This is a genomic window from Devosia sp. 2618 (assembly GCF_040546815.1).
Taxonomy (GTDB): Bacteria; Pseudomonadota; Alphaproteobacteria; order Rhizobiales; family Devosiaceae; genus Devosia.
The window spans coordinates 2109099-2136089 of the sequence record NZ_JBEPOO010000001.1; the positions used below are offsets into that span (position 1 = coordinate 2109099).

The 26991-nt window shown below is 61.9% G+C and carries 26 protein-coding genes; 8 read left to right on the forward strand and 18 right to left on the reverse strand.

Annotated elements, in window-relative coordinates; all coding sequences use genetic code 11:
* Positions 1 to 7: 7 nt before the first annotated feature.
* Both ABIE28_RS10725 and ABIE28_RS10730 read left to right on the forward strand, forming a co-directional pair.
* Positions 8 to 421, forward strand: coding sequence for an acyl-CoA thioesterase (locus ABIE28_RS10725; RefSeq protein ID WP_354062758.1), 414 nt, complete (start codon positions 8 to 10; stop codon positions 419 to 421).
* Positions 418 to 816, forward strand: coding sequence for a RidA family protein (locus ABIE28_RS10730; RefSeq protein ID WP_354062759.1), 399 nt, complete (start codon positions 418 to 420; stop codon positions 814 to 816). Before ABIE28_RS10725 ends, ABIE28_RS10730 begins: the two co-directional genes overlap by 4 nt.
* Here ABIE28_RS10730 and ABIE28_RS10735 read toward each other — a convergent pair whose 3' ends face one another.
* Positions 817 to 1317 (reverse strand): MarR family winged helix-turn-helix transcriptional regulator, encoded by a 501-nt coding sequence (locus ABIE28_RS10735; RefSeq protein WP_354062761.1) that lies wholly within the window; start codon positions 1315 to 1317, stop codon positions 817 to 819.
* A 153-nt stretch (positions 1318 to 1470) separates the two neighbouring features.
* Between ABIE28_RS10735 and ABIE28_RS10740 the strand changes: the two genes are divergently transcribed.
* The 3 genes from ABIE28_RS10740 to ABIE28_RS10750 are packed head-to-tail and all read left to right on the forward strand — an operon-like array spanning position 1471 to position 3534.
* Positions 1471 to 1896, forward strand: a complete 426-nt coding sequence (locus ABIE28_RS10740; RefSeq protein ID WP_354062763.1) for a cupin domain-containing protein — start codon at positions 1471 to 1473, stop codon at positions 1894 to 1896.
* Positions 1897 to 1899: 3 nt separating this feature from the next.
* Complete coding sequence (locus tag ABIE28_RS10745; protein ID WP_354062765.1) at positions 1900 to 2748, forward strand: fumarylacetoacetate hydrolase family protein; 849 nt, start codon at positions 1900 to 1902, stop codon at positions 2746 to 2748.
* Positions 2749 to 2751: 3 nt separating this feature from the next.
* A complete protein-coding gene (locus ABIE28_RS10750; RefSeq protein ID WP_354062767.1) occupies positions 2752 to 3534 on the forward strand; it encodes an SDR family NAD(P)-dependent oxidoreductase in 783 nt (260 codons plus the stop codon).
* Positions 3535 to 3562: 28 nt separating this feature from the next.
* Here the strand turns inward: ABIE28_RS10750 and ABIE28_RS10755 are convergent, their stop codons facing one another.
* From ABIE28_RS10755 to ABIE28_RS10775, 5 genes are read right to left on the reverse strand one after another with little or no spacing between them, the layout of a single operon-like run.
* A complete protein-coding gene (locus tag ABIE28_RS10755; protein WP_354062769.1) occupies positions 3563 to 4378 on the reverse strand; it encodes an ATP-binding cassette domain-containing protein in 816 nt (271 codons plus the stop codon).
* Positions 4371 to 5246 carry an ABC transporter ATP-binding protein gene (locus ABIE28_RS10760; RefSeq protein ID WP_354062771.1) on the reverse strand — a complete coding sequence of 292 codons (876 nt, stop codon included), beginning with the start codon at positions 5244 to 5246 and terminating at the stop codon, positions 4371 to 4373. The genes ABIE28_RS10755 and ABIE28_RS10760 overlap by 8 nt, the downstream gene beginning before the upstream one ends.
* Positions 5243 to 6130, reverse strand: a complete 888-nt coding sequence (locus tag ABIE28_RS10765; RefSeq protein ID WP_354062773.1) for an ABC transporter permease — start codon at positions 6128 to 6130, stop codon at positions 5243 to 5245. The genes ABIE28_RS10760 and ABIE28_RS10765 overlap by 4 nt, the downstream gene beginning before the upstream one ends.
* A complete protein-coding gene (locus ABIE28_RS10770; RefSeq protein WP_354062775.1) occupies positions 6123 to 7127 on the reverse strand; it encodes an ABC transporter permease in 1005 nt (334 codons plus the stop codon). Before ABIE28_RS10770 ends, ABIE28_RS10765 begins: the two co-directional genes overlap by 8 nt.
* A 55-nt stretch (positions 7128 to 7182) precedes the next feature.
* Entirely contained in the window at positions 7183 to 8712 is a 1530-nt protein-coding gene (locus tag ABIE28_RS10775) for an ABC transporter substrate-binding protein (RefSeq protein ID WP_354062777.1), read from the reverse strand.
* Positions 8713 to 9073: 361 nt separating this feature from the next.
* Between ABIE28_RS10775 and ABIE28_RS10780 the strand changes: the two genes are divergently transcribed.
* Together ABIE28_RS10780 and ABIE28_RS10785 are read left to right on the forward strand one after the other, a co-directional pair.
* Entirely contained in the window at positions 9074 to 11227 is a 2154-nt protein-coding gene (locus ABIE28_RS10780; RefSeq protein ID WP_354062779.1) for a thiamine pyrophosphate-dependent enzyme, read from the forward strand.
* Between the two features lie 7 nt (positions 11228 to 11234).
* A complete protein-coding gene (locus ABIE28_RS10785) occupies positions 11235 to 12761 on the forward strand; it encodes an indolepyruvate oxidoreductase subunit beta family protein (RefSeq protein ID WP_354062781.1) in 1527 nt (508 codons plus the stop codon).
* Here the strand turns inward: ABIE28_RS10785 and ABIE28_RS10790 are convergent.
* From ABIE28_RS10790 to ABIE28_RS10800, 3 genes are read right to left on the reverse strand one after another with little or no spacing between them, the layout of a single operon-like run.
* Positions 12758 to 13294, reverse strand: coding sequence for a MarR family winged helix-turn-helix transcriptional regulator (locus ABIE28_RS10790; protein ID WP_354062783.1), 537 nt, complete (start codon positions 13292 to 13294; stop codon positions 12758 to 12760). The genes ABIE28_RS10785 and ABIE28_RS10790 overlap by 4 nt on opposite strands.
* Positions 13295 to 13329: 35 nt before the next feature.
* Entirely contained in the window at positions 13330 to 14910 is a 1581-nt protein-coding gene (locus tag ABIE28_RS10795; RefSeq protein WP_354062785.1) for a phytoene desaturase family protein, read from the reverse strand.
* A 14-nt stretch (positions 14911 to 14924) separates the two neighbouring features.
* The gene (locus tag ABIE28_RS10800) at positions 14925 to 15716 is read right to left on the reverse strand and encodes a cyclase family protein (protein ID WP_354062787.1); all 792 of its coding nucleotides are present in this window, start codon (positions 15714 to 15716) and stop codon (positions 14925 to 14927) included.
* A gap of 199 nt (positions 15717 to 15915) precedes the next feature.
* On the opposite strand from ABIE28_RS10800, the gene ABIE28_RS10805 reads away from it, so the two are divergent.
* Positions 15916 to 17481 carry a phytoene desaturase family protein gene (locus ABIE28_RS10805; RefSeq protein ID WP_354062789.1) on the forward strand — a complete coding sequence of 522 codons (1566 nt, stop codon included), beginning with the start codon at positions 15916 to 15918 and terminating at the stop codon, positions 17479 to 17481.
* On the opposite strand, the gene ABIE28_RS10810 is transcribed toward ABIE28_RS10805, so the two are convergent.
* From ABIE28_RS10810 to ABIE28_RS10850, 9 genes are all read right to left on the reverse strand, one after another.
* Complete coding sequence (locus ABIE28_RS10810) at positions 17478 to 18719, reverse strand: cysteine desulfurase-like protein (protein ID WP_354062791.1); 1242 nt, start codon at positions 18717 to 18719, stop codon at positions 17478 to 17480. The two genes, ABIE28_RS10805 and ABIE28_RS10810, sit on opposite strands and share 4 nt — an antisense overlap.
* A 12-nt stretch (positions 18720 to 18731) precedes the next feature.
* Complete coding sequence (locus ABIE28_RS10815) at positions 18732 to 19481, reverse strand: amino acid ABC transporter ATP-binding protein (protein WP_354062793.1); 750 nt, start codon at positions 19479 to 19481, stop codon at positions 18732 to 18734.
* A gap of 14 nt (positions 19482 to 19495) precedes the next feature.
* The gene (locus tag ABIE28_RS10820; protein ID WP_354062794.1) at positions 19496 to 20170 is read right to left on the reverse strand and encodes an amino acid ABC transporter permease; all 675 of its coding nucleotides are present in this window, start codon (positions 20168 to 20170) and stop codon (positions 19496 to 19498) included.
* A gap of 93 nt (positions 20171 to 20263) precedes the next feature.
* Positions 20264 to 21070, reverse strand: coding sequence for an ABC transporter substrate-binding protein (locus tag ABIE28_RS10825; RefSeq protein WP_502913381.1), 807 nt, complete (start codon positions 21068 to 21070; stop codon positions 20264 to 20266).
* Positions 21071 to 21127: 57 nt separating this feature from the next.
* Positions 21128 to 22249 (reverse strand): aminotransferase class V-fold PLP-dependent enzyme, encoded by a 1122-nt coding sequence (locus ABIE28_RS10830; protein ID WP_354062796.1) that lies wholly within the window; start codon positions 22247 to 22249, stop codon positions 21128 to 21130.
* 317 nt (positions 22250 to 22566) lie between these two features.
* Complete coding sequence (locus ABIE28_RS10835) at positions 22567 to 23295, reverse strand: ATP-binding cassette domain-containing protein (protein WP_354062798.1); 729 nt, start codon at positions 23293 to 23295, stop codon at positions 22567 to 22569.
* Positions 23292 to 24236: an ABC transporter permease gene (locus ABIE28_RS10840; protein WP_502913432.1), complete on the reverse strand. Its 945-nt coding sequence runs from the start codon at positions 24234 to 24236 to the stop codon at positions 23292 to 23294. Before ABIE28_RS10840 ends, ABIE28_RS10835 begins: the two co-directional genes overlap by 4 nt.
* A 129-nt stretch (positions 24237 to 24365) precedes the next feature.
* Positions 24366 to 25325 (reverse strand): sugar ABC transporter substrate-binding protein, encoded by a 960-nt coding sequence (locus tag ABIE28_RS10845; RefSeq protein WP_354062800.1) that lies wholly within the window; start codon positions 25323 to 25325, stop codon positions 24366 to 24368.
* A gap of 85 nt (positions 25326 to 25410) precedes the next feature.
* Positions 25411 to 26862, reverse strand: a complete 1452-nt coding sequence (locus ABIE28_RS10850; protein ID WP_354066434.1) for an aldehyde dehydrogenase family protein — start codon at positions 26860 to 26862, stop codon at positions 25411 to 25413.
* Between the last annotated feature and the right edge of the window lie 129 nt (positions 26863 to 26991).

Here is a 26991-nt window from a genome sequence, read left to right on the forward strand (position 1 = left end):
AGTTTTCATGCCCTATACCCATTCCAAGCCCCTGCGTTTCGGCGACTGCGACCTGACCGGCATCGCCTACCATCCGGCCTATTTCTCCATGCTGGTCGACGTCAACGAGGCCATGTTCGCCTCGTTCGGCGTCACCTGGAAAGAGCTGATGTATGAGCGCAAGATGGGCCTGCCCACCGTGACCATGAATGTCGAGTTCAAGCGCCCGTCCACTTATGGTGACGTGCTCGATTTCGCCGTTCATGTCCGCAATATCGGTCGCGCATCGCTGGACCTTGAAACCGTCGTCACCGTGCGTGACGAGGTCATCTGGACCATCAAGCAGCGGATCGTCGCGACCTCAACCGTCGACCACAAATCACACCCCTGGCCGGATGATGTCCGCGCCGGACTTACGCGTTATCTGGAGCCAGTAGCATGACCCATCAGACCATCCAGCCCGAAGGCTGGGCAAAGCCCATCGGCTATTCCAACGGTATTTCGGCACGTGGCCGCATCGTGCAGGTCGGCGGTCAGGTTGGCTGGGACGAAAACTGCGAGTTCCAGTCCGACGACTTCGTAGATCAGGTACGCCAGACGCTCAAGAACGTTGTCGACGTGCTGACGGCGGCCGATGCCAAGCCCGAGCATATCATCCAGATGACGTGGTATTTCACCGATCGTCACGCCTACAAATCCCGTATGAAGGAAGTGGGCGCCGCCTATCGCGACACCATCGGCCGTCACTTCCCGCCAATGGCTGCCGTTCAGGTCGTTGCGCTGATGGAAGACCGCGCCAAGATCGAAATCCAGGTGCTCGCCGTCGTTCCTGAATAACTAATCCAGCGACCGGCGGACGGACGTCTTGAGCTTTTGCAAAAGAGCTTGAAGTGAACGGATGTCCGCCGGTGCGAGATCCTTGGTCAGATCGCGAATCCAGGCCTCATTGGCCTCTGCCATCTGGGCAAACTTGGTGCGCCCCTCTGCCGTCATCTGCACGATGTTTTCGCGGCGGTCATCGGGGTTCTGATTGCGCACGATCAGCCCATCTTCGATCAGACGCTTGATCACCGACGTGATGTTGCCCGGCGAAACCATCAGCCGCTGCGACAATTCCCCTAGAATGAGCCCGTCCGGCACGCGATAGAGCTGGGACAAGATATCGAAGCGCGGAAACGTCACGTCGAACTGGTTCTGCAGTTTGCTGCGGACGTCGTTTTCGATCAGTCGCGTCACGCTGAACAGGCGCAGCCATAGCCGCAATTCATCATGATGGTCGTCTGGCGCGTCGGTAATCTTGGTTTCGGCGTCGATCCAGATCCGGGATTGTTCGCTCACGGCTTTGGCCCCCTATTTGCCCACTGTGTTATGCTAGCCGGGGCCCTGTCGCAAGGACGCCGACCACCTCAGATTACTTGACACCTAAACTAAAACAACCGATACCAGAGGGGTGGCGGGAGCGAGCTCGCCGAGCAAATTGGAGGATGCATCATGGCCGATCAGGTCAAAGCTGTTGTGACGCGCAAGGGGCATGAACATACCGGGACGGCACAGTCCGGCGGGTGCATTCGCGTCACCGGTGTTGGTTCGAGCCACACCCCTGCCACCAAGATCTGGTTCGGCAAGGTGAGCAACGATCCGGGCTACCGTTCCCTGCCCCACCACCACGGCGAAGCTGAAACCGGCGGCTATGTCCTCAAGGGCAAGGCACGCATCTATTTCGGCGAAAACTACAGCGAATATCTCGATATGGAAGAAGGCGACTTCGTCTTCGTGCCACCACACTGGCCACATGTGGAAGTGAACATGTCGACCACCGAAGACCTGGTCTGGCTCACCACCCGCACACCCGACAATATCGTCGTCAACCTGCCAGACGTCGACGACTCGACCCTGGTCGGCTTTGCGCGTGCATAGACTATGAAACTGCTGCGATACGGCCCCAAGGGCTCTGAAAAGCCGGCTCTGCTCGATGCTGGCGGCGTAATCCGCGATCTGAGCGGCACTGTCGATGATATTGCCGGCGCCGTGCTGTCGCCCGAGGGTCTGGCGCGGGTTGCCGCGCTCGATCCCGCGACGCTCCCCACCCTCCCCGAGGGCCGTATCGGCGCCTGCGTGGGTCGTGTCGGCAAGTTCATCTGCGTCGGTCTCAATTATGCCGACCACGCCAAGGAAACCGGCAAGGCGCCACCTGAAGAGCCCATCCTCTTCATGAAGGCGACCACCGCCATCAATGGCCCCAATGACGACGTGGAAATTCCACGCGGCTCCAAAAAGGCCGATTGGGAAGTCGAACTCGGCGTCGTCATCGGCAGCCGCGCCAAATATGTCAGCGAAGCTGATGCCCTCGCCCATGTTGCAGGCTATTGCCTGATCAACGACGTGTCCGAACGCGCCTTCCAGTCCGAGCGCGGCGGTCAGTGGACCAAGGGCAAGAGCCACGACACCTTTGGGCCAATCGGCCCATGGCTGGTGACGCGCGACGAGGTCGCCGATCCGCAAAATCTCGGCCTGTGGCTCGATGTCGATGGCGTTCGTCGCCAGACCGGCAACACCAACACCATGATTTTCACCGTGGCGCATCTGGTCAGCTACATCAGCCAGTTCATGACCCTTGAGCCCGGCGACGTAATCGCCACCGGCACCCCACCGGGCGTAGGCATGGGCATCAAGCCAGAGCCGATCTTCCTGCGCGAAGGTCAGGTTATCACGCTGGGTATCGACGGTCTGGGCAGCCAGCGTCAGCTCACCATTGCGGCAGGAGCATAGAATATGACGAAGCTCGAAGGTAAACTTGCGATTGTTACTGGCGGCGCACGCGGTCAGGGCGAGGCGGAAGCCCGACTGCTCGCGCGGAATGGCGCTGCCGTCATCATCGCCGACGTGCTCGATGCCGAAGGCGTTGCGCTGGCGCAGGCGCTGACCGATGAAGGTCTTGCGGCGAAATTCATCCATCTCGATGTAACCAGCGAACAGAGCTGGGCCGACACGGTGGCGCTGGCGCGGGACTGGCAGGGCCGTGTCGATATCCTCGTCAACAATGCCGGTATCATCAATCGCACCACGGTTGAGAGCACCGCGCTCGACGCCTGGGAACGCGTACTCAAGGTCAACCTGACCGGCGCCTTCCTCGGCATCCAGGCTGTGAGCCCGCTGATGGCGGAAAAGGGTGGCGGCGCCATCGTCAACATCTCGTCCAATAGCGGCTTTTCGGGCCATTACGACCCAGCCTACACCGCCAGCAAGTGGGGCCTGCGCGGCCTGACCCGCAGCGCGGCGATGGAATATGTCGGCAAGGGTATCCGCGTCAACGCGATCTGCCCCGGTCTCGTGGTCACCGGCCTCAATGCCAGTAGCCCACACCTGGCGCCCATGATCGGCATCACGCCGATGAAGCGCAGCGGCAAGCCGGAAGAAATCGCCGAACTGGTGCTGTTCCTCGTCTCCGACACGTCCAGCTTCATCACAGGCGAAGACTTCGTCATCGATGGCGGCTTCACCGCCGGTGCCGCCTATCGGCACGTGGCGAGCGAAACCGGCATCTATAAAGACTAAGCGACTTTCGGTGCGGCGGCGTGATCGATCACGCCGCCAACCAGCCTGTCCCGACCACGGGCAGCGGAATGGCGTCGATCAGGGCACGCGTATAGGCGTGCTGCGGCGCTGCGAACACGGTCTCGCACGGCCCCTCCTCGACCACCACACCACCATTGAGCACATAGACCCGGTTGCACAGCGCGCGGATGACCGAGAGGTCATGGCTGATGAAGGCCAGCGCCATGCCGATCTCGGCGCACAGCTCCTTGAGCAGCACCAGCACGCGCGCCTGCGTGGACACGTCCTGCCCCGAAACGATCTCGTCAGCCAGTACGAATTTGGGCTTGAGCATCACCGCGCGGGCAATGCCGACGCGCTGGCGCTGGCCGCCCGACAATTCATGCGGATAGCGCGCCAGCACAGCCAGAGGCAAACCCACTCGATCCAGCACCGCTGCAACAGCCGCATCGGCCGCCGTCTGGCTGCTTGCAACGCCATGCAGCATCATTGGGCGCGTCAGGATGGTGCGGATGGTGTGGCGCGGATTGAGCGAACTCATCGGGTCCTGAAAGATCATCTGCATCTGCCGCCGCAGCGACAGCGCCCCCGCAGGCTGCGCATCGAGCGGATGACCCGCATAGAGCACTTCGCCTTCGGTTGCCGGCACCAGTCCGAGCAAAGCCCGGCCAAGCGTCGACTTACCTGACCCGGACTCCCCGACAATGCCGACGATTTCGCCGGCGTTGATATGAATATCGACGCCGCGCAGCACGCGGGTCGCGCCATTGGTCGGGCCCCAGAGCGAGCGCCGCGCGGCATAGTCCACCACGAGGCCGCGTGTTTCCACCAAGGTCTCAGCCATGACGGGCTCCATCAAATTGGGTGATCTCGGCACGACAAGCGGCAATCACCGCATCATCGATTGGCTTGAGCCCCGCGGCCGGATCGTCATAGCGCGGGCTCGCGGCCAGTAGCGCGCGGGTGTAGGCGTGGTGCGGGTTGTTAAAGATCGCCTCGGCCGTCCCCTGCTCCATGACTTTGCCCTGAAACAGCAGCGTGACCTCGTCGCAGATCTGCGCCACGACGCCGAGGTCGTGCGTCACGAACACCACCGCCGTACCATGCTCGGCCTGCAGGCGCTTGAGCAGCTGCAGCACCTGCTTTTGCACCGTCGCGTCGAGCGCCGTCGTCGGCTCGTCAGCGATCAGCAGTTTGGGTTCGATGGCAAAGGCCGCCGCGATCAGCACGCGCTGGCGCATGCCGCCCGACAGATGATGCGGAAACAGACCCATGACCCGCTCAGGATCGCGGATAGCGACATGGTCGAGCAGTTCGAGCCCACGCGCCCAGGCGGCCTTGGAACTCATGCCCTTCCACATGCGCAAGCTATCGGTCAGCTGATCGCCGATGCGCCGCCCAGGATTGAGCGCCGTTAACGGGTCCTGCGGTATCAGCGCCAGTTGCGAGCCGATCAGAATGCGCTTTTCGCGCTCGGGCATGCGCACCAGATCGTTGGCGCCGAGCATGACGCTGCCGCCCGTCACCACCACGCCACCCGAGACGATGCCGAGGATGATCTTGCTGATGGTGGACTTGCCGGCGCCACTTTCGCCGACCAGTCCGTGGATGGTGCCGCTTTCGACGCGGAGCGATACGTCACGCAGGATAGGCTTGCCGTCGCGTCGGGAGACGGCACTGAGATTGTCCATGGAAAGAAGGGGCTGGCTCATCGCTGCATCACCGGATCAAGGCTGCGGCGCAAGCCGGCACCCAGTTGATTGAAGGCCAACACCGTGGCCAGCAGACCCGTCAGTGGCAGCGCAAACACCCACCACGCCTGATAGATAATGCCACGCCCCTGCGCTATCATCCCGCCCCAAGTGGGGGTATCGGACGACACTGAGAGCCCCACGAAAGACAGGATCGCCTCGATGACGACGGCGAGACCCAGTTCCAGCGTAAACAGCCCCAGCACAACCCAGAGCACGTTGGGCAGGATTTCACCGGCCAAAATCCCAATGCGGGAAAAGCCCAGCACCTGGCTGGCGGTCACATAATCCGCCTGCCGTTGCGCCATGGTTTCGGCGCGCACGACGCGGGCAAAGCGCGTCCAGTCGATGATCGCGATAGCAAAGATCACCGAATGGATGCCCGACCCCAGAATGGCGACGATCAGGATCGAGAGCAGGACAGCGGGGAACGCCATCCAGATTTCGATCAGTCGCGAAATGACGGCATCGACCCAGCCACCGAAATAGCCAGCCAGCAGGCCGACAAATGTGCCGACTACCGCCGCAATGGTCGCGGCGATAAAGGCCACGGTCAGCGCCGTGCGCGTGCCGTGGATGAAGCGCGATAGGACATCGCGACCCAGATCATCGGTGCCCAGCCAATAGCCGGGCTCGGTGCCAGCCATGCCCGCTGGAGGCAATGAACCCAGCATCAAATCCTGCGCCAGCGGATCATGCGGCGCGATAATGTCGGCGCCGAGCGCAAGCACGATGAGGAACAGGATGAAGCCACCGCCGACGATGACCTTGGGGTCACTGAGGGCCGCGCGAAGCGCGGGTTGCCAGCTGCGCCGTGGTGCCGTTGCGAGGGAGGTGTCAACCATGGCGGAGCCGGGGATTGAAGGCGACAACGGCAAAATCCACGATGAGATTGATGAGAATGAAGATCACGCCGAACATCAGCACGAGACCTTGAATGAGGGGGAAATCGCGGTTGATCACGGCGTCGATCGCCATGTTGCCAAGCCCCGGATAGGAGAAGATCTTTTCGACGATCACCGTGCCGCCGATCAGGAAGGTGAATTGCACCCCTGTCAGTGCCAGCGTCGGGCCGATGGCATTGCGCATGGCTTCCGACAGGATCAGGCGCAATTCGCTCATGCCCTTGACCCGGGCAAGCGTCACATAATCCTGCATCATGGCTTCGCTCAGCGCCTCGCGCAACACGCGGGCAATGATGCCGGCCAACGGCAGCGCGAGCGCCAGTACCGGCATCGCCATGTGCCGCATGAGGTCGAGCGCCAGGTCAAAGCGCAACGTCACAAGCGACTCCAGCAGGCTGAACCCAGTCTTGAAGTCGGTCGGCAGCGACGGATTGATCCGCCCTGACAGCGGCAACACCGGCAGTGCGACGCCCAGCACCAGCACCAGTGCCAAAGCCCAGACAAATTCGGGAATGGCCAACAGCAGGCCATTGACCCCATCGACCGCGCCTACCGCCCAATGGCGGCGCCACAGCGTGCCGATGATGGCGATGAAGCCACCGAGCGCCATCGCCACCACAAGGGCGGCCAGCGCCAGTTCGATGGTTGCCGGCAGGCGTTCGAGCAGCAGTTGCCCAACACCAATACGGCGCGAAATGGATGTGCCGAAGTCGCCCTGCAAAAGGCTACCGAGCCAGATCCAGAACTGGTTGAACAGCGACTGGTCCAGCCCATAGCTGGCGCGCAGGCGCACAATGTCTTCGGCCGTCGCGCCGGGGCCAATCATCATGGCGATGGGATCGCCCGGCGCCACCCGCAACAGCACGAAAACGACCACTGCCACGCCAAACAGCGTGATAGCGGCCATCCCTGCCCGTTTCGCAATCAGCCCGATCATAAAAATTCCTCCGGCACTGTGGGGCGCAGCCGGTGGCCGCGCCCCACAGCCAAGATCATGCCTTGGAGATCAAGGACGGCTGCACGGCACCCGATGTATTGGGCGTAACCTTGAGCGTCGACTTGAACAGGACCGGCTGCACGTATTGCAGCAGCGGGATCACATAGCCTTCTTCGGCGATGTACTTGTCGACGGCCTTCCAGCCGGCAACGCGAGCGCCCTCGTCCTTCTCGGTCCACAGCGGCGCGATGAGCGCGTCGAGGTCTTCGGTGTCCCACACGGAGTGCGGCGAAGATCCGAACATGGCAAAGCCGGTCGAAGCCGATGCGTCGCCGATGGCGTCTCCCCAGTTGTAGAATGCGGCCGGCGCGAGTTGATCGGCAGCGCGCAGTTCGTAATGCTTCGCGATTTCGTAGACTTCGATCTCGGCCTCGATACCCACCTTGCGCCACATGCCGACGATCGCCTGGATCATCTCATAGTCTTTTGGCTTCAGGCCACGCGTGGTCTGGATCGGGAACTTGACCGGATTGGAGGTCGAGAAACCGCTGGCCGCCAGCAGCTCGATGGCCTTGGCCTCGTCATATCCAACCTTGATGGTCGGATCAAAGGCTTCGTATTCCGGCGCCTGCAGCGTATCGATGGCAACACCATAGCCACGCAGCAGGCGGTCGATGATGGCCTGCTTGTTGATGGCGTGGTGCGCAGCCAGACGGACATTCTTGTCCAGCATCGGGCCGATATTGTTGAGGAAGATCATGCCGATATCGGAGATCGGCACGGCAACGCCGGACAGGCCTTCTGCGTCCTTGAGGCGGTCATAGTCTTCGTAGGACACTTCGAGCGTCACGTCCGACGCGCCGCTTTCGATTTCGGCGGAACGGCTGGTCGCGTCGGTGACGAACTTGAAAATCACCGTCTCGAACGTCGGCTTGGTGCCCCAGTAATCGGGGTTTGCCTTTAAGCGGAGGAAGGCGTTGCTCTCGAACGCGTCGACCTTATAGGGGCCGGTGCCAATTGGCGCCTGGTTGAACGCCTCGGCGCCGACCTTTTCATAATAGGCCTTGGGCAGCACGTAACCGGTGAGGAATGCCATCCACTTAAAGACGGTCGGATCGAAAGCAATGACGTCACCGTCAATGCGGTTGCCGTCGATGGTGAAATTGCCGATCGAGGCCCAGACGTTGGACACTGGATTGCCATTGGCAGGATCGCCTGCCCGCACCAGCGACCACACGACGTCTTCCGGGGTCAGTGGCGTGCCATCATGCCAGACCACGCCCTCGCGGACGGTCATCGACACCTTGGTCTTGTCGTCGTTAAAGCCCCATTCGGTCAGAATGCCGGGCTCGAAGGCAAGATCAGGCGCCTGGCCGACATACTGGTCGAACACCGTGCGATAGATCGCCTGGATGGTCGGATTGACCGCGGACGCGCCGGTCGTCGGATCAAAGCTGGGCAGGTTGACGTTAAAGGCGATGGTCAGCGTGTCGGCACCCTGGCCGAACGCTGGAAGCGTGCCCGCCAAGGCGGCGGCAACGATACCGGCCGAGCCGGTGGCAAGAAATGTGCGTCTTGTAAGCATGATTGCTCGGTCCCTCTCTGCGTTCCCATCGACGCCTCCGCGATCCACTCCCGCGTAGTTGAGGCGTCAATAGTTGATACCTAAACATATTGTATAGCATGTATCTAGAGGGATTATTTCGCGCTCCTTTTACATGCGCGATGCTTAAACAATAAGCAGCGAGATCATGGGCTTGGCAGAGCGTCGCGCCGACGTTTCATGTCGACATTCCATATAACCTGCGCATCCACGACAAAGATGCGATCCGCCTTTTGTCTAGATTTGACAGCGCCTAGCTTTTGGATAAATATGCAAATGCATATATATTGCCGACAGGTTGAGTCAGGTTATCCTGAGTTGTCGAAAAGGTTGGGAGAGACATATGGCAGAACGTTCGTTTGCCCGGGAAGTGGAAGATCTCAAACTGGGAGAGGGCGAGGTCTTCCGGGGCGAGGGTATCCTGGCCATCACCAAGGCCCTGCTGCAGTCCGGCGTCGCCTATGTCGGCGGCTATCAGGGCTCGCCGATCTCCCACCTGATGGACGTGCTCGCCGACGCCAAGCCGGTGCTCGACGATCTGGGTGTTCACTTTGAATCCTCAGCCTCGGAAGCGACGGCTGCCGCCATGCTGGCCGCCTCGGTCAATTATCCGCTGCGCGGCGCCGTTACCTGGAAGTCCACCGCTGGCACCAACGTTGCCTCCGATGCCTTGACCAATTTGGCGTCGAGCGGCGTCAAGGGTGGCGCGCTGATCATTCTCGGCGAAGACTACGGCGAAGGCTCGTCGATCCCGCAGGAGCGCAGCCACGCGTTTGCGATGAAGTCGCAGATGTGGTTGCTTGATCCGCGTCCAAATCTGGAATCGATCGTCAAATCGGTGGAAGACGGCTTTGCCCTGTCGGAGGCGTCCAACACGCCCGTCATGCTGACGGTGCGCATCCGCGCCTGCCACGTCCACGGCCAGTTCATCGCCAAGGACAACAAGCGCCCCGCCTATTCGATGAAAGAAGCGCTGGAGAACCCGGTGCGCGATCTCAGCCGTATCGTGCTGCCGCCCGTCTCGATCACGGTTCACGACAAGGAAAAGCTGGCCAAGCGCTGGCCCGCCGCTGTGGATTTCATCCGTGACAGCAAGCTCAACGAGTTCTTCGGCCCCGAAGAAGGTCCGGTCGGCATCGTGCTGCAGGGCGGCATGTATAATTCGGTGATCCGTGGATTGCAGCTGCTTGGCCTCGCCGACAGCTATGGCAACACCTCCATTCCGCTCTATGTGCTCAACGTCACCTACCCGCTGGTCGATGACGAGTTGGCCAAGTTCTGCCAGAGCAAGAGCGCCATCCTGATGGTCGAAGAAGGCCATCCCGATTACATCGAGCAGGCCGTCAACACGGCCCTCCGCCGTCGTGACATTCAGACCCGCGTCGCCGGCAAGGATCGCCTTCCAATGGGTGGCGATTACACCGCAGCCGTGATGATGAACGGCATCCAGTCGTTCCTCGCCGAGTTCGCCCCACCGTTGCTGGGCAACCAGCCGCCCGTACCGAGCGCCGATGGCGTGCTGGCCAGCGACGAGGTCAAGGCGCTGGGCGACGTGGTCCCTGCTCGCCCCGCCGGCTTCTGCACCGGCTGCCCCGAGCGTCCGATCTTTGCCGCCATGAAGCTGGTCGAAAAGGAACTGGGCACGCATCACATCTCGGCCGATATCGGCTGTCACCTGTTCTCCATTCTGCCGCCGTTCAATATCGGTGGAAGCACGATGGGCTATGGCCTCGGCCCCGCCTCCGCTTCGGCATTCAACGTCGATGCCGACAAGCGCCCGATCTCGGTCATGGGTGACGGTGGTTTCTGGCACAACGGCCTGTCGTCCAGCGTCGGCAATGCTGTCTATAACAAGCATCCCGGCGTCATCATGATCGTCGACAACCACTATGCGGCAGCAACAGGTGGTCAGGACATCCTGTCCTCGCGCGCCAACAATCCGTTGCGCTCGACCAACAACTCCATCACCAAGGCGGTGAAGGGCATCGGTGCCAAGTGGGTTCGCCAGATCGACCGCACCTATGATGTCGGCAAGATGCGTGACACGCTCAAGGCCGCGCTGACCTCGACCGAAGAAGGCCCCAAGGTCATCGTCGCCTCGTCAGAATGCATGCTCAACAAGCAGCGCCGCGAAAAGCCGCTATTCTCCAAGTCGGTCAAGGACGGCAAGCGCATGGTGCGCGAGCGGTTCGGCGTCGATGAGGACACCTGCACTGGCGACCACGCGTGCATCCGCCTGTCGGGCTGCCCATCGCTGTCGCTCAAGCACCTCGATGATCCGCTGCGTGACGATCCCGTGGCGGCAATCGACAACACCTGCGTCGGTTGCGGCAACTGTGGTGAAGTCTCGGAAGCAGCCGTGCTGTGCCCGTCCTTCTATCGCGCCGACATCATCTACAATCCATCGCGCACCGACCTTTTCATGGCCCGCGTCCGCACCGCCGTCATTGGCTTCTTCCAGAAGCGGCGCCATGCGCGTCGCGTGAGCTTTGTCTGATCTCGCCATGAACACTTATGAACGTCCTATCACGCTGGCAATTCTGGCCATGGGCGGCCAAGGCGGCGGCGTCCTGGCCGACTGGGTTGTCTCCATGGCCGAAGCGCAGGGCTGGGTTGCCCAGTCCACGTCCGTTCCGGGCGTCGCACAGCGCACCGGCGCCACCATCTATTACGTCGAAATGCTGAAGCCGAGCGGCGGGCGGTCACCTGTCCTCTCGCTGATGCCGACCCCCGGCGACGTCGATATCGTCCTCGCCGCCGAATTCATGGAGGCCGGCCGCTCGATGCTGCGTGGCCTCGTGACGCCTGACCGGACCACCCTCATCGCCTCCACCCACCGCGCCTATGCGGTGGGCGAAAAAGAAGTGCCGGGCGACGGCATTGGCGACCCACAGGTCGTGGTCGCGGCAGCGGGCATCGCCGCCAAGCACACCATCGCCTTCGACATGCAAAAGCTTGCCGAAAAGAACGGCAGCGTCATTTCCTCGGCGCTGTTTGGTGCTCTGGCCGGCGCCAAGGTTCTGCCCTTCGAGCGCGAGACGTTCGAAGATGCGGTCCGTGCCGGTGGCAAGGGCGTCGAAGCCAGCCTTCGTGCCTTTGGCGCCGCCTATGAGCGTGCCCAGACCGGCAAGACCGAGCCCGTCGCGCGCCGCATCGACAACACGGCAGAGATGCCACCCGTGTCGGTCGGCCAGCGCCAGCTCGATGCGCTGCTGACGCGTCTCCACACCAATCTGCCCGAAGCGGTCCGCCCAATGGCCTATGCTGGCCTCAGCAAGGTCGTCGATTGGCAGGACACGCGTTATGGCGATGAATATCTCGACCGGCTTGAGGCGCTCTATCTGCTCGACCAGGAAGCAGGTGGCGCGGCGCATGGCTTTGCCTTCACCGATACCGCCGCCAAGTACCTGGCCAATGCCATGGCCTATGACGACGTTGTGCGTGTTGCCGATCTCAAGACCCGCGCCAGCCGCTTCGAGCGCGTCCGCAAGGAAGTCGGCGCCCGCGACGAACAGCTGGTCTACACCACCGAATACATGCATCCGCGCATGGAAGAAGTGGTGGGCAGCATGCCCGCCGGCATGGGCAAATGGCTGATCGGCAATAAACGCCTCTATGACGGGCTCGACCGTTTCGTCAACAAGGGTCGGCGCGTCCGCACCGGCACGGTGTTCTGGTTCATGGGGCTCTATGTAGTCTCGGCTCTCAAGCCAATGCGCCGCGGCATGCTGCGTCATGGCATCGAGATGGAGCACATTGCGCATTGGCTCGATGTGGCCAAGGGCCAGCTGCCGTCCAACTATGCCTTGGCAACGCAGGTGCTGGCGACCCGTCGTCTGGTCAAGGGCTATTCGGACACCCATAGCCGTGGCGAAGCCAAGTTCGACCGCGTGCTGTCGGCTGTGCCGATGCTGGCAGATCGCGCCGATGGCGCCGAGTGGCTGGGTCGTCTTGTGCAGGCCGCACTGGCCGATGAAGAAGGCAAATCGCTCGAAGGCGCTCTCGGCACCGTCCGGAGCCTGGCCGATTAAGGCTGGGCCTCGCCCGGCTCTTCCACTGCCGCTTCGCCCTCGATACGGCGGTGCATATTGCGCAGCACCTTGTGCAGCGTATCAATGAAACGATCATATTCGTCGGCCTCAACGCCGGCGAATAGATCGGCATAAAGCCCATAAAGCAGCGGCCATGACTCAGCGAAAGCCGTGCGGCCCTGTTCGGTGATGTAGAGCTCACGCACCCGCATGTCGTCGCTGCGCGACTGGCGACGCACGAAGCCCTGCCCTTCCAGCGCATCGAGCGTGCGGCTCATGGTGGATTGCTCGACAACCGCGAGATACGCCAGTTCGTTGACGGTCAGCCCCGGCGAAATAGTCAGGATCGACAGCGCCCGCATCTTGGCGGTCGTCATGCCGTTGTCCTTGAGAACGTCCTGCAGATGGGCGTTGTAGCTCGCAGACAGGCGATTGATGAGATAGGGCGCGAACTGGTTGAGCCCGATTTCTCCCAGGCTGGGCAACCGCCCTTCGCCTGTCTGACGCAACGAGCCGATAAAGTACTTCGCCAACGGCAAGCCCTTCGTGAAAACTGTTGTTACGGCGTCTAGCGCAGCGCCTTGCCGATCAGGAACCCAGACCCGCCGCCCAGGCCGGGACCGGGATGGCTGGCCGCACCGATATGGTAGAGGCCGGGGACATGGGTAGTGTGATTGACCGAGGTCTTCAAGGGACGCCAGACGAAGAACTGGTCGATGCCGCAATAGCCACCATAGGGGTCGCCACCAACGAGATTGACGTTCATGCGCTCCAGATCGGCCGGCGAATAGCTCGCCCGCTTGATTACTGCCGTGTCGAAATTGGAAATGTGCTGGCGCAGGATGGCGTCAATCCGGTCGGCATAGGCCTCGCGGATTGCGTCAGTCCAGCGCCCATCGGCACCGATCTCGATCTTTCCGGCAGCATCGCCCTTGATGTGGCGCGGCGCTTCAGGCAGTTGCAGCCACAAGATCGCCTGCCCTTCGGGCGCGCGGCTTGGATCGAGTGCGGTCGGCTGGCCGACACAGATGGTGGGCACGGCTGGCAGCAGGCCACGCTCGGCTTCGTTCGAGGCGCGTGACACGCCATCCAGCCCCGGCGTCAGGTGGATCAGTGCCACCTTTTCGAGGCCATCGGCGATCCACTTTGGCGGCTCGCGCAACGCGTAGTGGATCTGCATGTCGCCCTTGCCATAACGGAAGTTGGCGACACCTTCTGTGACTTCGGGCGGCTTGGGCTGACCGGCCAGGAACCGATCGTAAAGCTGGCTCGGCGCGACCGAGGCGATGACGCCCTTGGTGGCGCGGATCACCGTCCCATCGGCCAGCGTCACGCCGGAAGCGGCGCCCTTGTCGTTTAGCGTGATCGAGGCGACATCGGCATTAGTGCGGATTTCGCCGCCCTGCTCGGCGATCAGCCCGGCAAAGGCGTTGACTGCATTGACTGCGCCGCCCTTGACGATAGGGGCACCAGCCGCTTCGAGCGCAAAGCCGATGACCTTGAGCATCTGGCCAGAATAGGTGCTGTCGGGGTTAAGCCCGCAATGGAGCACCCATGGTGCGAACAGCGCCTGCACGGCATCCGAGCGGTAGCGGGTTTCAAGATAGGCGCGCGCCGGGATCAGCGCTTCGCCGACAAAGGTGGCAAGCCCGCGCGCGCCGCGTTTCCAGAGTTCCTTGGCCGCCATGCGCAGCGTATCGAGCGACCACAGCCGTCCGCCCAGAAGGCCGAACACAAAGCCCATATCGCCGCCAAAGCGGTCCATCTCACGCTGGAAGCTCGGACCGTCGGCAGCATCAACTGCCGAGAACGCCGCCAGATTGCGGGCGCGGTCGGTGGTCAGCACAAGGCTTGAATTGTCGGGTCGCACGACAGCGGTCGGCGCGTCGGTATGGCAGAATTCGAGGCCATGCCGCCCGAGGTCAGGCGCCAGCGCCGCATAGGCGGGCGAGGTGATGAACAATACGAATGTCGTCGCCATGATGTCATGGCGAAAACCGGGTTCGGTGATCTCCTCGGTGCGCAGGCAACCGCCTGCGACGGCCTCGCGCTCGAGTACCAAAACCCGGTTGTTCTTTTTGCCCAGCATGGCGGCCGCGACCAGAGCGTTGATGCCACTTCCAACGATGATGTAGTCAACGTCCGCCATAGCTGGTTCTCGTTTTAGCCGCGTGGAACGATTGCGAAGGCGCGGACCGGGCTGCCCGTGCCGCCGACGATCTTGAGCGGCGCGACAACAAGCATTGCGCCGGTTGCTGGCAGCTTGTCCAGATTGGTCAGGCTGGCCAGACCATAACGGCCGACGCCGAGCAGCAGATTGTGCGCAGGGAATGGCGGATCGAACGTGGCTGCAGCGCCCGCATCGGTGCCAACACATTCACTGCCGAAGCCAAGCGCGCCCTTCTCGACCAGATACTGGACCGCATCGACGCTTGGGCCGGGAGTGTGCGGGCCATTTTCATCGGCGTTGAGGAAAGTCTCGGTGCTACCATTGCGGTGATACCAGTCGGACCGCAGGACGACCCAGCTACCGGCCTTGATCTCGCCGTGCTCGGCTTCCCATGCCTTGATGCGCTCGGCGGTCAGCAGGAAGTCGGCATTCTTGGCGACATCGGCGGCGCAGTCGATCACGGCGACGGGCGCCACGAAGCTACCGACGGGCACTGTGTCGGTGGTGTTTTCAGCAAGATCCTTGCCCGAAACCCAGTGCGACGGCGCGTCAAAATGGGTGCCGGTATGCTCACCGAGTTCCATCCAGCCCCAGGCCCACCAAGGACCGTTTTTGTCGTAGGCGGAAATCTCATGCATCTTGAACTTTGGCGTGTTTTTCGCAAAGTCGGGCGGCAGATAGAGGACCGGGGTATCGGGGCCAAGTGGGGCGGTAAGGTCAACGACCTCGATGCTGCCATCGGCCAAGGCAAGGGCCAGGTTGGCCAGTGTTTGTTGCGCGCTCATGATCGTCTCCTACACACGTTTTTCTCTGCGGCGTTGGCTCGCCGGCATCTCACTCACGGCCAAAGGTTACGGCAACTGCATGGACATGCAAGAGCCAAAATCCCCTATTTTGCACAGTTAGAAAGATATTTTAGGTTCAAAATATTGGCAGCTGCATATTCTTGGTGAGTATGGCTGGTGCATTTTGGGGGGAGCGGACATGTCCGAGTATGATGCGATTGTGGTGGGTGCGGGCGTCAATGGATTGGCCGCTGCCGTCCACCTCAGCCAGCGCGGCTGGAAGGTGCTGGTTCTGGAGCGCGCTGCCAAGGCCGGCGGCGCCGTCCGCACCGAGGAAATCACCCTCCCCGGCTATCGGCACGACCTTTATGCGATGAACCTGTCGATGTTCGCTGGCTCGGCATTCTATGCCGAACACAAGGCGGCGCTCGACGCGCAAGGCCTGGCCTTCGTTCCCGCCACCGACAGTTTTGCCAGCCCCTTCCCCGATGGCTCATGGCTCGGGGTCAGCACCGACCTCGACACCACCGCCGCACGTATCGCCGCCATCTCGCCCGCCGACGCCGCAACCTGGCGACAGATGGCCGCCGACTTCGCCTCCGAAGCCCCGTTCATCGGCGGCATTATGGGCCAACCCATGCCGTCGCTTGGCGCGGTGCGCCTGCTGGTCAAGGCTTGGCGTGAGAAGGGCCTCAACTGGGTGCGGGAGATGGTGAAGCTGCTGCTGGCCTCACCACGCAACTATCTCGACCCACGCTTTGAAAGCCCCGAGGTTCGTGCCCTGATGGCCGCGTGGGGCCTGCATCTCGATTTTGGCCCGGACGTCGCTGGTGGGGCGGTGTTCCCTTATCTGGAATCCATGGCCAACCAGAATTTCGGCATGGTGATTGGCCAGAGCGGCGCAGACACCATCATCAAGGCAATGGTCGGCGTTATCGAAGCGGCAGGCGGTGCGGTGCGGTGCAATGCCGAGGTTGCACAGATCGTTCAAACCAACGGGCGGGCCTCCGGCGTGACACTCACCGATGGCACGACGCTGACTGCCAAACGCGCCGTTATCGCCAACACACATCCGTCGCTTCTCGCCGACAAGCTCGTCCCGGGCATCGATCAGAAATTTGCCAAATCTGCCCAGAAATTCCGCGCCGGCCCCGGCGCCATGATGATCCATCTGGCGCTCGATAGCCTGCCGGACTGGACCGCCAGCGCCGAGCTCAAGCGCTTCGCCTATGTGCATCTGGCGCCCAGCTATAACGTGATGAGCGCCGTCTACCACGAAGCGATGTCCGGCTTGCTGCCGCGCGAACCTGTGCTGGTCGTTGGCCAGCCGACAGCGCTCGACCCAAGCCGCGCGCCCGATGGCAAGCATGTGTTGTGGGTGCAGGTGCGCGTCGTGCCCTATGAGATCAAGGGCGATGCGTCGGGCACCATTGCGGCGCGAAACTGGGATGAGGCCAAGGGTCCCTATAGCGAGCGCGTGCTCGATTTGATCGAGCGCTATGCGCCGGGTCTGCGTGGCAAAATCTTGGGCAGTTCGGTGATTTCGCCGCTCGATCTGGAGCGGGCCAATCCCAATCTGGTTCGTGGTGACTCCCTGTCGGGCAGCCACCACCTTGACCAGAATTTCCTGTTCAGACCGGCGGGCGGATGGTCGCGGTATCGCACGCCGGTCAAGGACCTTTACATGGTCGGCGCCAGCACGTGGCCCGGCGCCGGCACAGGTGTCGGCTCGGGCTATATGCTGGGCAAGATGCTCGCCCGTTAGCCTTCGCGCAGGATCGCACCCAGCGACTGATCGAGCCGGGCGATTTCCTCGAGCGTATTGTAATGCGCCAGAGAAATCCGCACGGCGCCGCTCGCCATGGTCAGGCCAAGACGAGCCATCAGGCGCGGCGCGAACATGTGGCCATCGCGGACGCCGATGTCGCGATCGGCCAGCTTCTGCGCCAGCTGCGCTGGTGGCACTTTGGCAAAGTTGAAGCTGATGGTGGGCACCCTGCCCTCGGCGCTATCGGTGATGCCATAGACAGTCGCGCCATGGCGATGCAGCACATCGAGCACAGCCTGCGACAGGATCATCTCGTAGCTCTGGATCGCAGCCATCGCCGAGGCAATGGCCTCGCGGCGGGTCAGCTTGGCGCCGCCCGACATGTCATGGCCGAGTTGTTCGAGATAGCGCACCGCGCCATCCATGCCCGCGACGTTCTCATAAACGAAGGTGCCGACTTCGATCTTGTGCGGCGGCTCATTGGGGATGAAGTCTTCCCGGAAGGTCGGCAGCGCGCGCAGCAAGTCCAGGCGACCCCAGAGGAAGCCCATATGCGGCGAGAAGGTCTTGTAGCCCGAGCAGACGAGATAGTCGCAATCCCAGTCCTGCACGTCGACCAGCGCGTGCGGCGTGTAATGCACACAATCGACGAAGATCTCGGCGCCAGCTTCGTGCGCCAGCTTGCCGACGGCCTTCACATCGACCAGCGTACCCAGAGCGTGGGACGCGGCGGCGCAGGCAACGAGGCGGGTGCGCTCGTTGAGCAGCGGCACCAGATCTTCGACATGCAGCGTGCCATCGTCGCGCATCTTCCAGAACACGCATTTCGCGCCCATTGGCTCAAGCGCCAGCCAGGTCGAAACGTTCGCATCGTGATCGAGGTCGGTGACGATGATTTCGTTGCGCGCGCCCAGCGTCTGTCCAATGCCAAGGCTCACCAGACGAATGAACGATGTCGCGTTCATACCAAAGGAAATTTCGGCCGGATCATAAGCATTGACCAGCAGCGCTACGCTCTGCCGCGCCGCCGCGATCCCGGCATCCACCGAACGGCTCAGGCCATATTTGGCCCCGCGCTGCACGTTGTGGGTCAGCAGATGCTCATGCACCGCGGTCAGCGCCAGGTCAGGCAGCTGCGCGCCCGCGGCGTTGTCGAAATATAGGTGGTTGGCGTTGTGCGCGAGCGCAGGAAAGCGCGACCGAACGGCCGTGATGGGAAATTGCAGGTCTGACACGATGGTTTCGTCCTAGTGGATAAGCTGACTAAGAAAGACGCGCGCGCGCTCGTTCTTGGGGGCCTTGAAGAATTCTTCCGGCGGTGCGGTTTCGACGATCTCGCCGCGATCCATGAAGATGACGCGGTCGGCGACCTTGCGAGCAAAACCCATTTCGTGGGTCACCACGACCATGGTCATGCCGTCGCTGGCGAGCGACACCATGGTCTCGAGCACTTCGTGCACCATTTCGGGGTCAAGCGCCGACGTCGGCTCATCAAACAGCATCAGCGTTGGCTGCATGCAGAGCGAGCGGGCAATCGCCACACGCTGCTGCTGGCCGCCGGAAAGCTGGCTGGGGAACTTGCGCGCCTGCTCAGCGATATGGATGCGGGCGAGATAGCTCATCGCCATTTCCTCGGCATCCTTGCGGGAAATCTTGCGCACGGTCATCGGCGCGATGACGCAGTTTTCCAGCACCGTCAGATGCGGAAACAGATTGAAGTGCTGGAACACCATGCCGACGTCCTGGCGGACGAGGTTGAGCTGCTTGATGTCACCAGTCAGCGTCACGCCATTGACGGCGATGATGCCGTTATCGTGCTTTTCGAGCTGATTGATGCAGCGGATCATGGTGGATTTGCCCGAGCCAGAAGGTCCGCACACCACGATGCGTTCGCCGCGCGCCACATCGAGGTCGATCGAGCGGAGCGCGTGATACTCGTTGTACCATTTATTGACGCCGATCATTTGCGCGGCGAGCGGAGCCTGTGGCGTTGCCATGATGATAAGCCTTGTTAGCGGGACGTGGCGCGCTGGTTGCGCGCTTCGAGATAGCCAACCAGGCGCACCAGTGGCCAAAGGATGACCAGATAGATCAGTGCAGCGCCGATCAGCGGGGTCGGATTGGCCATCATGGCCTGGGCGTCATTGGCCTGCTTCAGCAGGTCAGGCATGGCAACGACGGATGCCAGCGCCGTGTCCTTGAACACCGAGATCGAGTTGCTTGTCAGCGGCGGAATGATGACGCGCACGGCCTGCGGCAGGATGATCTTGCGCATCGACTGCCAGAACGGCATGCCCAGGCTTGCCGCGGCCTCGAACTGCCCCTTGGGCACGTTCTGGATGCCGGCGCGGCAGACTTCGGCGGTGAACGCCGCCAGCACCATGGACAGCGCCATCGTGGCCGAGGTGAATGAATCGAGGCGCACGCCGACAAACGGCAGCGCGTAATAGACGAGGATCAGCAGCACCAAAATGGGCAGCGCGCGGAACACGTCGATATAGACGATGGCCAGCAGCTGGATCGGACGGATCGCATAGAGCCGCACCAGACACAGCAGCAGCCCGGCGAACGTGCCGATGATGATGGTGACGATGCCAAGCATCAGAGTGTTGCCAAGCCCGCGCAGCAGGATCGGGAACGCGCGTACCAGCACTTCCCAATTGAAAAATGTGTTTATCAGATCCATGTCACCGACCCGGCCAGTGCGTGCCCAATGGCGACACACTCAGTGTGGGAGAAAAGGTCCGGCGGTGACGCCCGCCGGACCGTCGAAAAGCTCTTACTGAGCGGTAGGAATTGGCATCACGGTGACCGTGCTGGTGCCCGCGTCTGGCGCAACGCCGAACCACTTTTCGTGGATCGCGGCCAGCGTACCGTCTTCCTTCATGGCCGAGATCGCGTCGTTGATTTCGGGCAGGATCGGCAGATCCTTCTTGGCCATCATGGCGAAGCGTTCGCCAGTCGGGATGCGGACCAGGATTGCCAGTGCGGGGATCTTGCTGATGGCATACTGGAAGCCGGCCAGTTCGCCAGCACCGCCTTCGATACGGCCGTTCTGCACGTCTAGCAGCAGGTCCTGCTGAGCGGCATAGCTGCGCACTTCGGCAATGCCGAGCTTTTCAGCATTTTCATTGGCCCAGGCTTCGCCGGTGGTCGCTGCCACAACGCCGATCACCTTGCCCTTGAGGTCTTCCAGCGTCTTCACCGACGAGGATGCCAGACCAACGATGGTGCCATCGCTGTCATAGTAAGGCTGTGTGAAAGACTGGCTCTGCAGGCGGTCATTGTTGATCGAGATCGAGGAAATGGCGAAGTCGATACGGCCCGAGCTGGTGGCTGCGAAGAGTGCCTGGAAACCCAGTTCCTGGAATTCGACTTCCTTGCCGACGCGCTTGGCGGCTTCGGTCGCGACGTCGACTTCAAAGCCCTCGAAGACGCCGGAGTCGTTCTTGAATTCCCATGGTGGGTTGGCTGCATAAGCGCCGACGACGATCTTGTCCTGCGCGAAGGCTGGGTTGGCGAATGCCGCGACTGCGGCAAGCGTCAGCATTGCAATGTGCTTTTTCACGTCTGTTCTCCTTGTCATGCCTCGGCATGTTCCCTGTCGGCACGTCTCGCCCGCTAAGGGCTTGGCACTCCGGCCTCAGGCCGGAATTAGTTCACCCAGTGCAGCGCACAGGGCGGCAATATCTTCGCTTTGGCTCACAACGCCGGGCGACAAGCGCAGCGTTGAGCCGCGCGCATCGCAGTAAAGCCTGCGCGCCCGCAACTGGCCAACCAGTTCGGACGGCGTCACGGTTTCGGGCAGGCGCAGCATGATGCTGCCGCCACGTTGTGCCGCCGTTTCAGGCGACGCGAGGCGCAGCCCCCTGCCCTTGGCCCAGTCGATAATCTGCTCGCCCAGCGCGCGGTTATGCGCGGCGACGACGTTGATGCCGGTTTCTTCAACCCAGAGCAGCCCCGGCAGCGAGGCGACGCTGGCCAGAATGGCGGGCGTGCCATGGTCAAAGCGGCGGGCATCGTCCGCATAGGCAAAGGCATTGAGGTCCCAAGAGAACGGATTGGGCTGGCTGAACCAGCCGCGCAGTTCGGGCTCGCATTGGCTCAGCAGGCTTGGCTTCACATAGAGGATGCCGGCGCCCGACGTGCCGCACAGCCACTTCAGCGAAGTGGACACCACGAAGTCGGGATCAAGCGAGGACACAGTGAACGGCGCAACGCCAACACCTTGGGTAATATCGACACCGACCAGCGACCCCACGCTGCGGCCATGCGCAACCAGAGCCTCAAGATCACAGCGGTAGGAGGCCGTCGAAGTGACCTGCGTCAGCAGCGCCAGCGCCACATCGGACTGCCAGCGCGCGATCACGTCCTCGTCGCGCACCCAGGTTTCCCCAGCCCGCAGCGGCACCGTATCGAGCGTGAAGTTGAAGCGCTTCGCCAGACCCGCCAGCAGGAAGTGGAGGCTCGGGAAGCAGTCGCCGGCAACCAGCACGCGGCGACCCGCCAGCGTTCCAGCAGGCAGCGCGCCAATCAGGTTATAGAGCCCGGAGGTGACGTTTTCGGTTGAGGTCAGTGTGCCGGGTACTGCCTCGATCAGGCGCTCCCAGGCCGAGATAAAAGTCTGGCGGGTCTGCAGGGCGGCGGGCCATTGTCCGTCATCTTCGGCCGACCAGACCTCGGCAAATGTGCTTAGCGCTGAGGCGACCGCCTTGGCTTTGCCGGGAAACGTGCCGATCGAATGGTACAGAAAATAGCCGCTCATGAGCCCCACTCAGCGCCTCATTAGGCACTGTTAGATATTTTGATCAAAATATACTTTAGACTTAAAAGGAGTTCTGACAAGTGAGATTTTTGGGGCGCACAAAGTTGTGCCCACAAGCTTCAAAAGTGGTCCAGAGATGTCCACATTTTGTGGGGCACCAAAAGGCCGCCGCGCACTATCACATGAGAATCCGTCGTCGCCCGTAACTACCTAAAAAGCTTCAATAAAAAAGGAGCAGCGCCCGCACCGTTTAGTGTGCGCGGGCGCTGCCCTTATGGCTCTGTCTGTTACTGGCAGGAGCGAGCCTGCGCAACCTCTTAAGTCAGCACAACGTGGCGGGTCAGCTCGTCGATCGTCGTGTCGGCTTTCGCCACATCGAACACCTTGGTGCCATGACTCATGATCACGAAGCGGTCGCAGACCTGGTAGGCATGATACAGATTATGCGTCACCAGCACGCTCGACACGCCCTCAGCCTTGAGCTTGAGCACCTGATTGAGCAGCGCCTCGGTTTCACGCACCGACAGGGCCGAGGTCGGCTCGTCGAGCAGCAGCACACGGCGCTTGAAGAACACCGCCCGCGCAATTGCCACCGCCTGCTTCTGTCCGCCCGAGAGATCGCCCACCAGCTTGTCGGGCGAGTCGATGCCCGAAATATGCACCGCGCTTTCCAGCACCTGCATGGCGATGGTGCGCATGCCCTTGAGATCGAGAAAACCAAAACGGTCGGTCATCTCACGCCCAAGGAAGATGTTGCGCGAGATCGAGAGGCAATCGACCAGAGCCGTGTTCTGGTAGATCGTCTCGATGCCCGCCTCGGCGGAGTCACGACGGCAGGTGAAGTCCTTCTTTTCGCCGTCGATCGAGATATAGCCGGACCCCGGCTGATGGATGCCCGAGATCAGATTGACGGTGGTCGACTTGCCGGCGCCATTGTCGCCGAGCAGCCCGACCACTTCGCTATGGCCCACTTCAAAACTCAGGTCGGTCAGTGCCTTCAGCGGACCGAAGGACTTGTTGATGTTGTGCAGCGCGAGCAAGCTCATGACGATGCCCCCCGGCGATCAAGGCCGTGATTGAAGATGGACGCCGCTACGATCAGCGTGGCGATGAACATGTCGAGATAAAAGCCCGGCGCACGGAGCAGCAGCAGCACATCGGTGATGGTGAAAATCAGCATGACGCCGAGAAACACGCCAAGGATTGAGCCCCGCCCGCCGCGCAGCGATAGTCCGCCGATGACGCAGGCGGCGATGGCCTGCAGTTCGAGCCCCGCGCCCTGCCCGGGCTGAACGCTGCCGACGCGAGTGGTGGCCAGGATGCCAGCAAAGGCCGCCATGAAACCGGCAATGGCGAAGGCCGCCAGCTTGATGCGCGCCGTGTCGATACCGATGGCCGTTGCCGCCGAGCGATTGCCGCCGGTGGCAAAGACGTGGTTGCCGAATTTGTGGCGATGCAGCAGCGCCCAGAAAATCAGGCATAGGCCGATGAACCAGATGAAGGCGGCGTTGATACCAAAGATCGTGCCCGAAAACGCGGCGCTAAAGGCAGGGTTCGGATCGAACCGCACCTGCACCGCGCCATTGATCAGCAGCACGGCACCGCGCCAGAACAGCAGCCCGCCCAGCGTCACAATGAATGACGGTAGATTAAACCTCAGCGTCAGCAGCCCATTGAGCGAGCCGATGGCCGCGCCGACCAGCAGCCCGATGGGCGCAGCGAGAAACGCATCGACGCCATTACCGACCAGCATGGCCATGACGACGGCGGTAAAGGTGTAGACCGAGCCGATGGAGAGATCGAACTCACCGGCGATCATCAAAATGCCGGCGCCGAGCGCCAGGCAGCCCAATACGGGAACCGAGCGCATCAGGATCCCCATATTCTGGGGCGAGAGATAGCGGAAGTCGTCGGGGAACAGCAGGCCAGCGATGATGCACACGGCTTGCACCACCAAGAAGACCAGAAGAATGGCGCCCGCCGGCATGGTCAGAAGGCCGTTGAGCCAGTCTGCTGCCGTTCGTCTGGGCGTGGCGGCGCGATCATCGATCATGTCGGTCACGGTCATATCCTAGTTGATAGGGTTGCCCCGGCCCGCAGGCCGGGGCCGTTCATTTTAGCGATAGGTGCCGATGAATGGCTTCACGACGCCGATGCGGTCCTGGTCGAGGAATGCACCCTGGCCGGTGTCGACATCGGTTGGCGTCAGGCCGTAGCGCTTGGCCATGGCGATCTGGGCGATCGGGTAGTAGCCCTGCAGGTAGGGCTGCTGGTCCATGGTCGCAAACATTGCTCCGGATTCCACCGCATTGACGATTTCCACGGCAAGGTCGAACCCGCCGAATGGAATGTCGACGCCAGCGTCCTTGATGGCCCCGGCACCCACAGTGGAAGTCACCGAACCGGTCCCGAACAGCGCCTTGATGTTGGGATTGGCGATCAGCACCTGCGCCATGATGTTCTGCGCTTCGGCTGGATCGAGACCGGCGCGAACCGTCTCGACCTTGATGCCATGCTCGTCCATTGCCTTTTCGATGCCGCCACCACGTGCGACGGCGAAGCTGGCCTCTGGGATTTCGCGTGGATTAAAGACGGTGTCGCCTTCCTTGAGGCCGAAGGCTTCGATCATGCGGTTGCCAAGCTCATAGCCCGAGGCGAACTCGTCCATGCCGACATAGGCATGGCGGCAATTGCCCTTGGCGCCTTCAAGATCGTCGTTGTTGAAGCCGATAACGATCAAACCCGCATCCACTGCAGCGCAGATGCTGGTGTCGAATGCATCCGAGCTCGAAATGGCGACGGCGATGCCATCAACACCGGCAGCGACGGCGCTTTCGATCAGGTCGTTCTGGCGAACCGGATCATTGTTGGCATATTGCACGTCCAGATCAACGCCGAATGCCTCGGCCGCGTCCTGCGCGCCCTTAACCACCGGGTTGAAGAACTGAACGCTTGGATCGAGGTAGATGATCATGGTGGCCGAGACGCGGTCGGCGTCCTGTGCCATTGCGATCCCGCTGCACGAACCGAGCAAACAGGCTGCCAGCAGACTGGCCTTAGTCTTGGTCAACTTCATTGGTTTTTCCTCCCTTGGATAGTCGCGGGTTCCTCCTCGGTACCCGTTATTTAAGCGGCGCCTCCGACCAGATGGCGCCGCCGAACTAGTGCTCGAACCAGGGCTGTCCCCGGCCGAGCGTCATATGCAGACCCTTGAACTGGGAATATTCGTCGAACCCGTAGCGGCCGAGCTCGCGGCCTGTGCCGCTTTTTTTGTAGCCGCCAATGGGCATTTCCGGCGTGCCGTCGATCACCGAATTGATCCAGCAGCGCCCGGCCCGCAGGCGCCGGGTGGTCTGGATTGCGGTTTCGAGATCACGCGACCAGACGCTGGCGGAGAGCCCGAACGGCGTGCCATTGGCGAGAGTGACAGCTTCCTCGGGCGTGTCGAAGCCAATCGTCGCCAGCACCGGCCCGAAGATTTCCTCCTGGGCAATCGCCATGTCCGGGCGCACCTTGTCGAAGACGGTCGGGGCAAAGAAATTGCCTGAGGTCGCTGCCACCATGTCGCCGCCCAGCAGCAGTTCCGCGCCTTCCGACAGACCCGACGCGACGTAACTGGCAACCTTTTCAGTATGTTGCTCGGAAATCATCGCGCCAAACCGGCTGGTTTCTCCGAGTGGATCGCCAAATGGCAGGCGGCGCGAAATATCGAGCAGACGCTCCAGCAAAGCTGGGCGAATGGCGTTAGCGACGATCAAGCGGCTGCCGGAAATGCAGCACTGACCAGCGTTGTGATAGACGCCATATGCAATGCCATCGGCTGCGGCCTCAAGATCGGCATCGGCGAAAACGATCTGCGGACCCTTGCCGCCCAATTCCAGCCCGACGCGCTTCACACCTGCCGCCGCAATGGCCGCCAGATGGGTGCCGACGCGAACCGAACCCGTGAACGCCAACACGTTGACCCGCGGATCTTCGGCCAGCGCCTGCCCGACCGCGGGACCAGTGCCAGTGAGCACGTTGAACGCGCCTGGCGGCATGCCGGCTTCAAGGGCAAGTTCGGCCAGTCGGATCGTTGTGCCCGAGGTAAACTCGCTTGGCTTGACCACGACGGTGCAGCCAGCGCCCAGCGCCCATGGCACACGCTCGGAAACGATGATGAACGGGAAATTCCACGGCGTGATGATGCCGACCACGCCAGCCGGTTCACGCAAAACCAGCCCCAGTCGGTTTTCGCCGATGGCGTTGTGGGTGTCGCCCTCAAGTCCACGCGACTGCCCGGCGGCATAGGTCCACATATCGGCGCAATAGGCGATCTCGCCACGCGCCTGGGAGATCGGCTTGCCGGTTTCGAGGCACTCGATCAGCGCCAACTCATCGAGATGAGCAAGGATTTGTGCCGCAACCGCATGGAGGATGGTCGAGCGTTCGGCGCCGCTCATGCGGGGCCAAGCGCCGTCATCAAAGGCGCGGCGGGCAGCGCCGATGGCCAGATCGGCATCTGCCGTCGCCCCGGCTGGCCAGACGCTGACCACCTTGCCGCGATGGCCCGGGCTCTGGCGTTCGATGGTCTCGCCGGATAACGCGTCACGCGATTTGCCGTCGATCAGCATGCGATAGTTTCGTTTACTCGCAAGCCGCGGATCATTAAGATCGGGGACGACGAAATTGTCCTGAAAGCGCCGCTGAATGGTCATTGCTATGGTGGGTTGTGGCCCACCCTCCCCTCGTCATCGGAACGC

Coding starts and splice junctions, on each gene's coding strand:
- ABIE28_RS10725 (WP_354062758.1), top strand. CDS start 8: ATGCCCTATACCCATTCCAAGCCCCTGCGTTTCGGCGACTGCGACCTG.
- ABIE28_RS10730 (WP_354062759.1), top strand. CDS start 418: ATGACCCATCAGACCATCCAGCCCGAAGGCTGGGCAAAGCCCATCGGC.
- ABIE28_RS10740 (WP_354062763.1), top strand. CDS start 1,471: ATGGCCGATCAGGTCAAAGCTGTTGTGACGCGCAAGGGGCATGAACAT.
- ABIE28_RS10745 (WP_354062765.1), top strand. CDS start 1,900: ATGAAACTGCTGCGATACGGCCCCAAGGGCTCTGAAAAGCCGGCTCTG.
- ABIE28_RS10750 (WP_354062767.1), top strand. CDS start 2,752: ATGACGAAGCTCGAAGGTAAACTTGCGATTGTTACTGGCGGCGCACGC.
- ABIE28_RS10755 (WP_354062769.1), bottom strand. CDS start 4,378: ATGGCTGAGACCTTGGTGGAAACACGCGGCCTCGTGGTGGACTATGCC.
- ABIE28_RS10760 (WP_354062771.1), bottom strand. CDS start 5,246: ATGAGCCAGCCCCTTCTTTCCATGGACAATCTCAGTGCCGTCTCCCGA.
- ABIE28_RS10765 (WP_354062773.1), bottom strand. CDS start 6,130: ATGGTTGACACCTCCCTCGCAACGGCACCACGGCGCAGCTGGCAACCC.
- ABIE28_RS10770 (WP_354062775.1), bottom strand. CDS start 7,127: ATGATCGGGCTGATTGCGAAACGGGCAGGGATGGCCGCTATCACGCTG.
- ABIE28_RS10775 (WP_354062777.1), bottom strand. CDS start 8,712: ATGCTTACAAGACGCACATTTCTTGCCACCGGCTCGGCCGGTATCGTT.
- ABIE28_RS10780 (WP_354062779.1), top strand. CDS start 9,074: ATGGCAGAACGTTCGTTTGCCCGGGAAGTGGAAGATCTCAAACTGGGA.
- ABIE28_RS10785 (WP_354062781.1), top strand. CDS start 11,235: ATGAACACTTATGAACGTCCTATCACGCTGGCAATTCTGGCCATGGGC.
- ABIE28_RS10795 (WP_354062785.1), bottom strand. CDS start 14,910: ATGGCGGACGTTGACTACATCATCGTTGGAAGTGGCATCAACGCTCTG.
- ABIE28_RS10800 (WP_354062787.1), bottom strand. CDS start 15,716: ATGAGCGCGCAACAAACACTGGCCAACCTGGCCCTTGCCTTGGCCGAT.
- ABIE28_RS10805 (WP_354062789.1), top strand. CDS start 15,916: ATGTCCGAGTATGATGCGATTGTGGTGGGTGCGGGCGTCAATGGATTG.
- ABIE28_RS10815 (WP_354062793.1), bottom strand. CDS start 19,481: ATGGCAACGCCACAGGCTCCGCTCGCCGCGCAAATGATCGGCGTCAAT.
- ABIE28_RS10820 (WP_354062794.1), bottom strand. CDS start 20,170: ATGGATCTGATAAACACATTTTTCAATTGGGAAGTGCTGGTACGCGCG.
- ABIE28_RS10825 (WP_502913381.1), bottom strand. CDS start 21,070: ATGACAAGGAGAACAGACGTGAAAAAGCACATTGCAATGCTGACGCTT.
- ABIE28_RS10830 (WP_354062796.1), bottom strand. CDS start 22,249: ATGAGCGGCTATTTTCTGTACCATTCGATCGGCACGTTTCCCGGCAAA.
- ABIE28_RS10835 (WP_354062798.1), bottom strand. CDS start 23,295: ATGAGCTTGCTCGCGCTGCACAACATCAACAAGTCCTTCGGTCCGCTG.
- ABIE28_RS10840 (WP_502913432.1), bottom strand. CDS start 24,236: ATGCCGGCGGGCGCCATTCTTCTGGTCTTCTTGGTGGTGCAAGCCGTG.
- ABIE28_RS10845 (WP_354062800.1), bottom strand. CDS start 25,325: ATGAAGTTGACCAAGACTAAGGCCAGTCTGCTGGCAGCCTGTTTGCTC.
- ABIE28_RS10850 (WP_354066434.1), bottom strand. CDS start 26,862: ATGCTGATCGACGGCAAATCGCGTGACGCGTTATCCGGCGAGACCATC.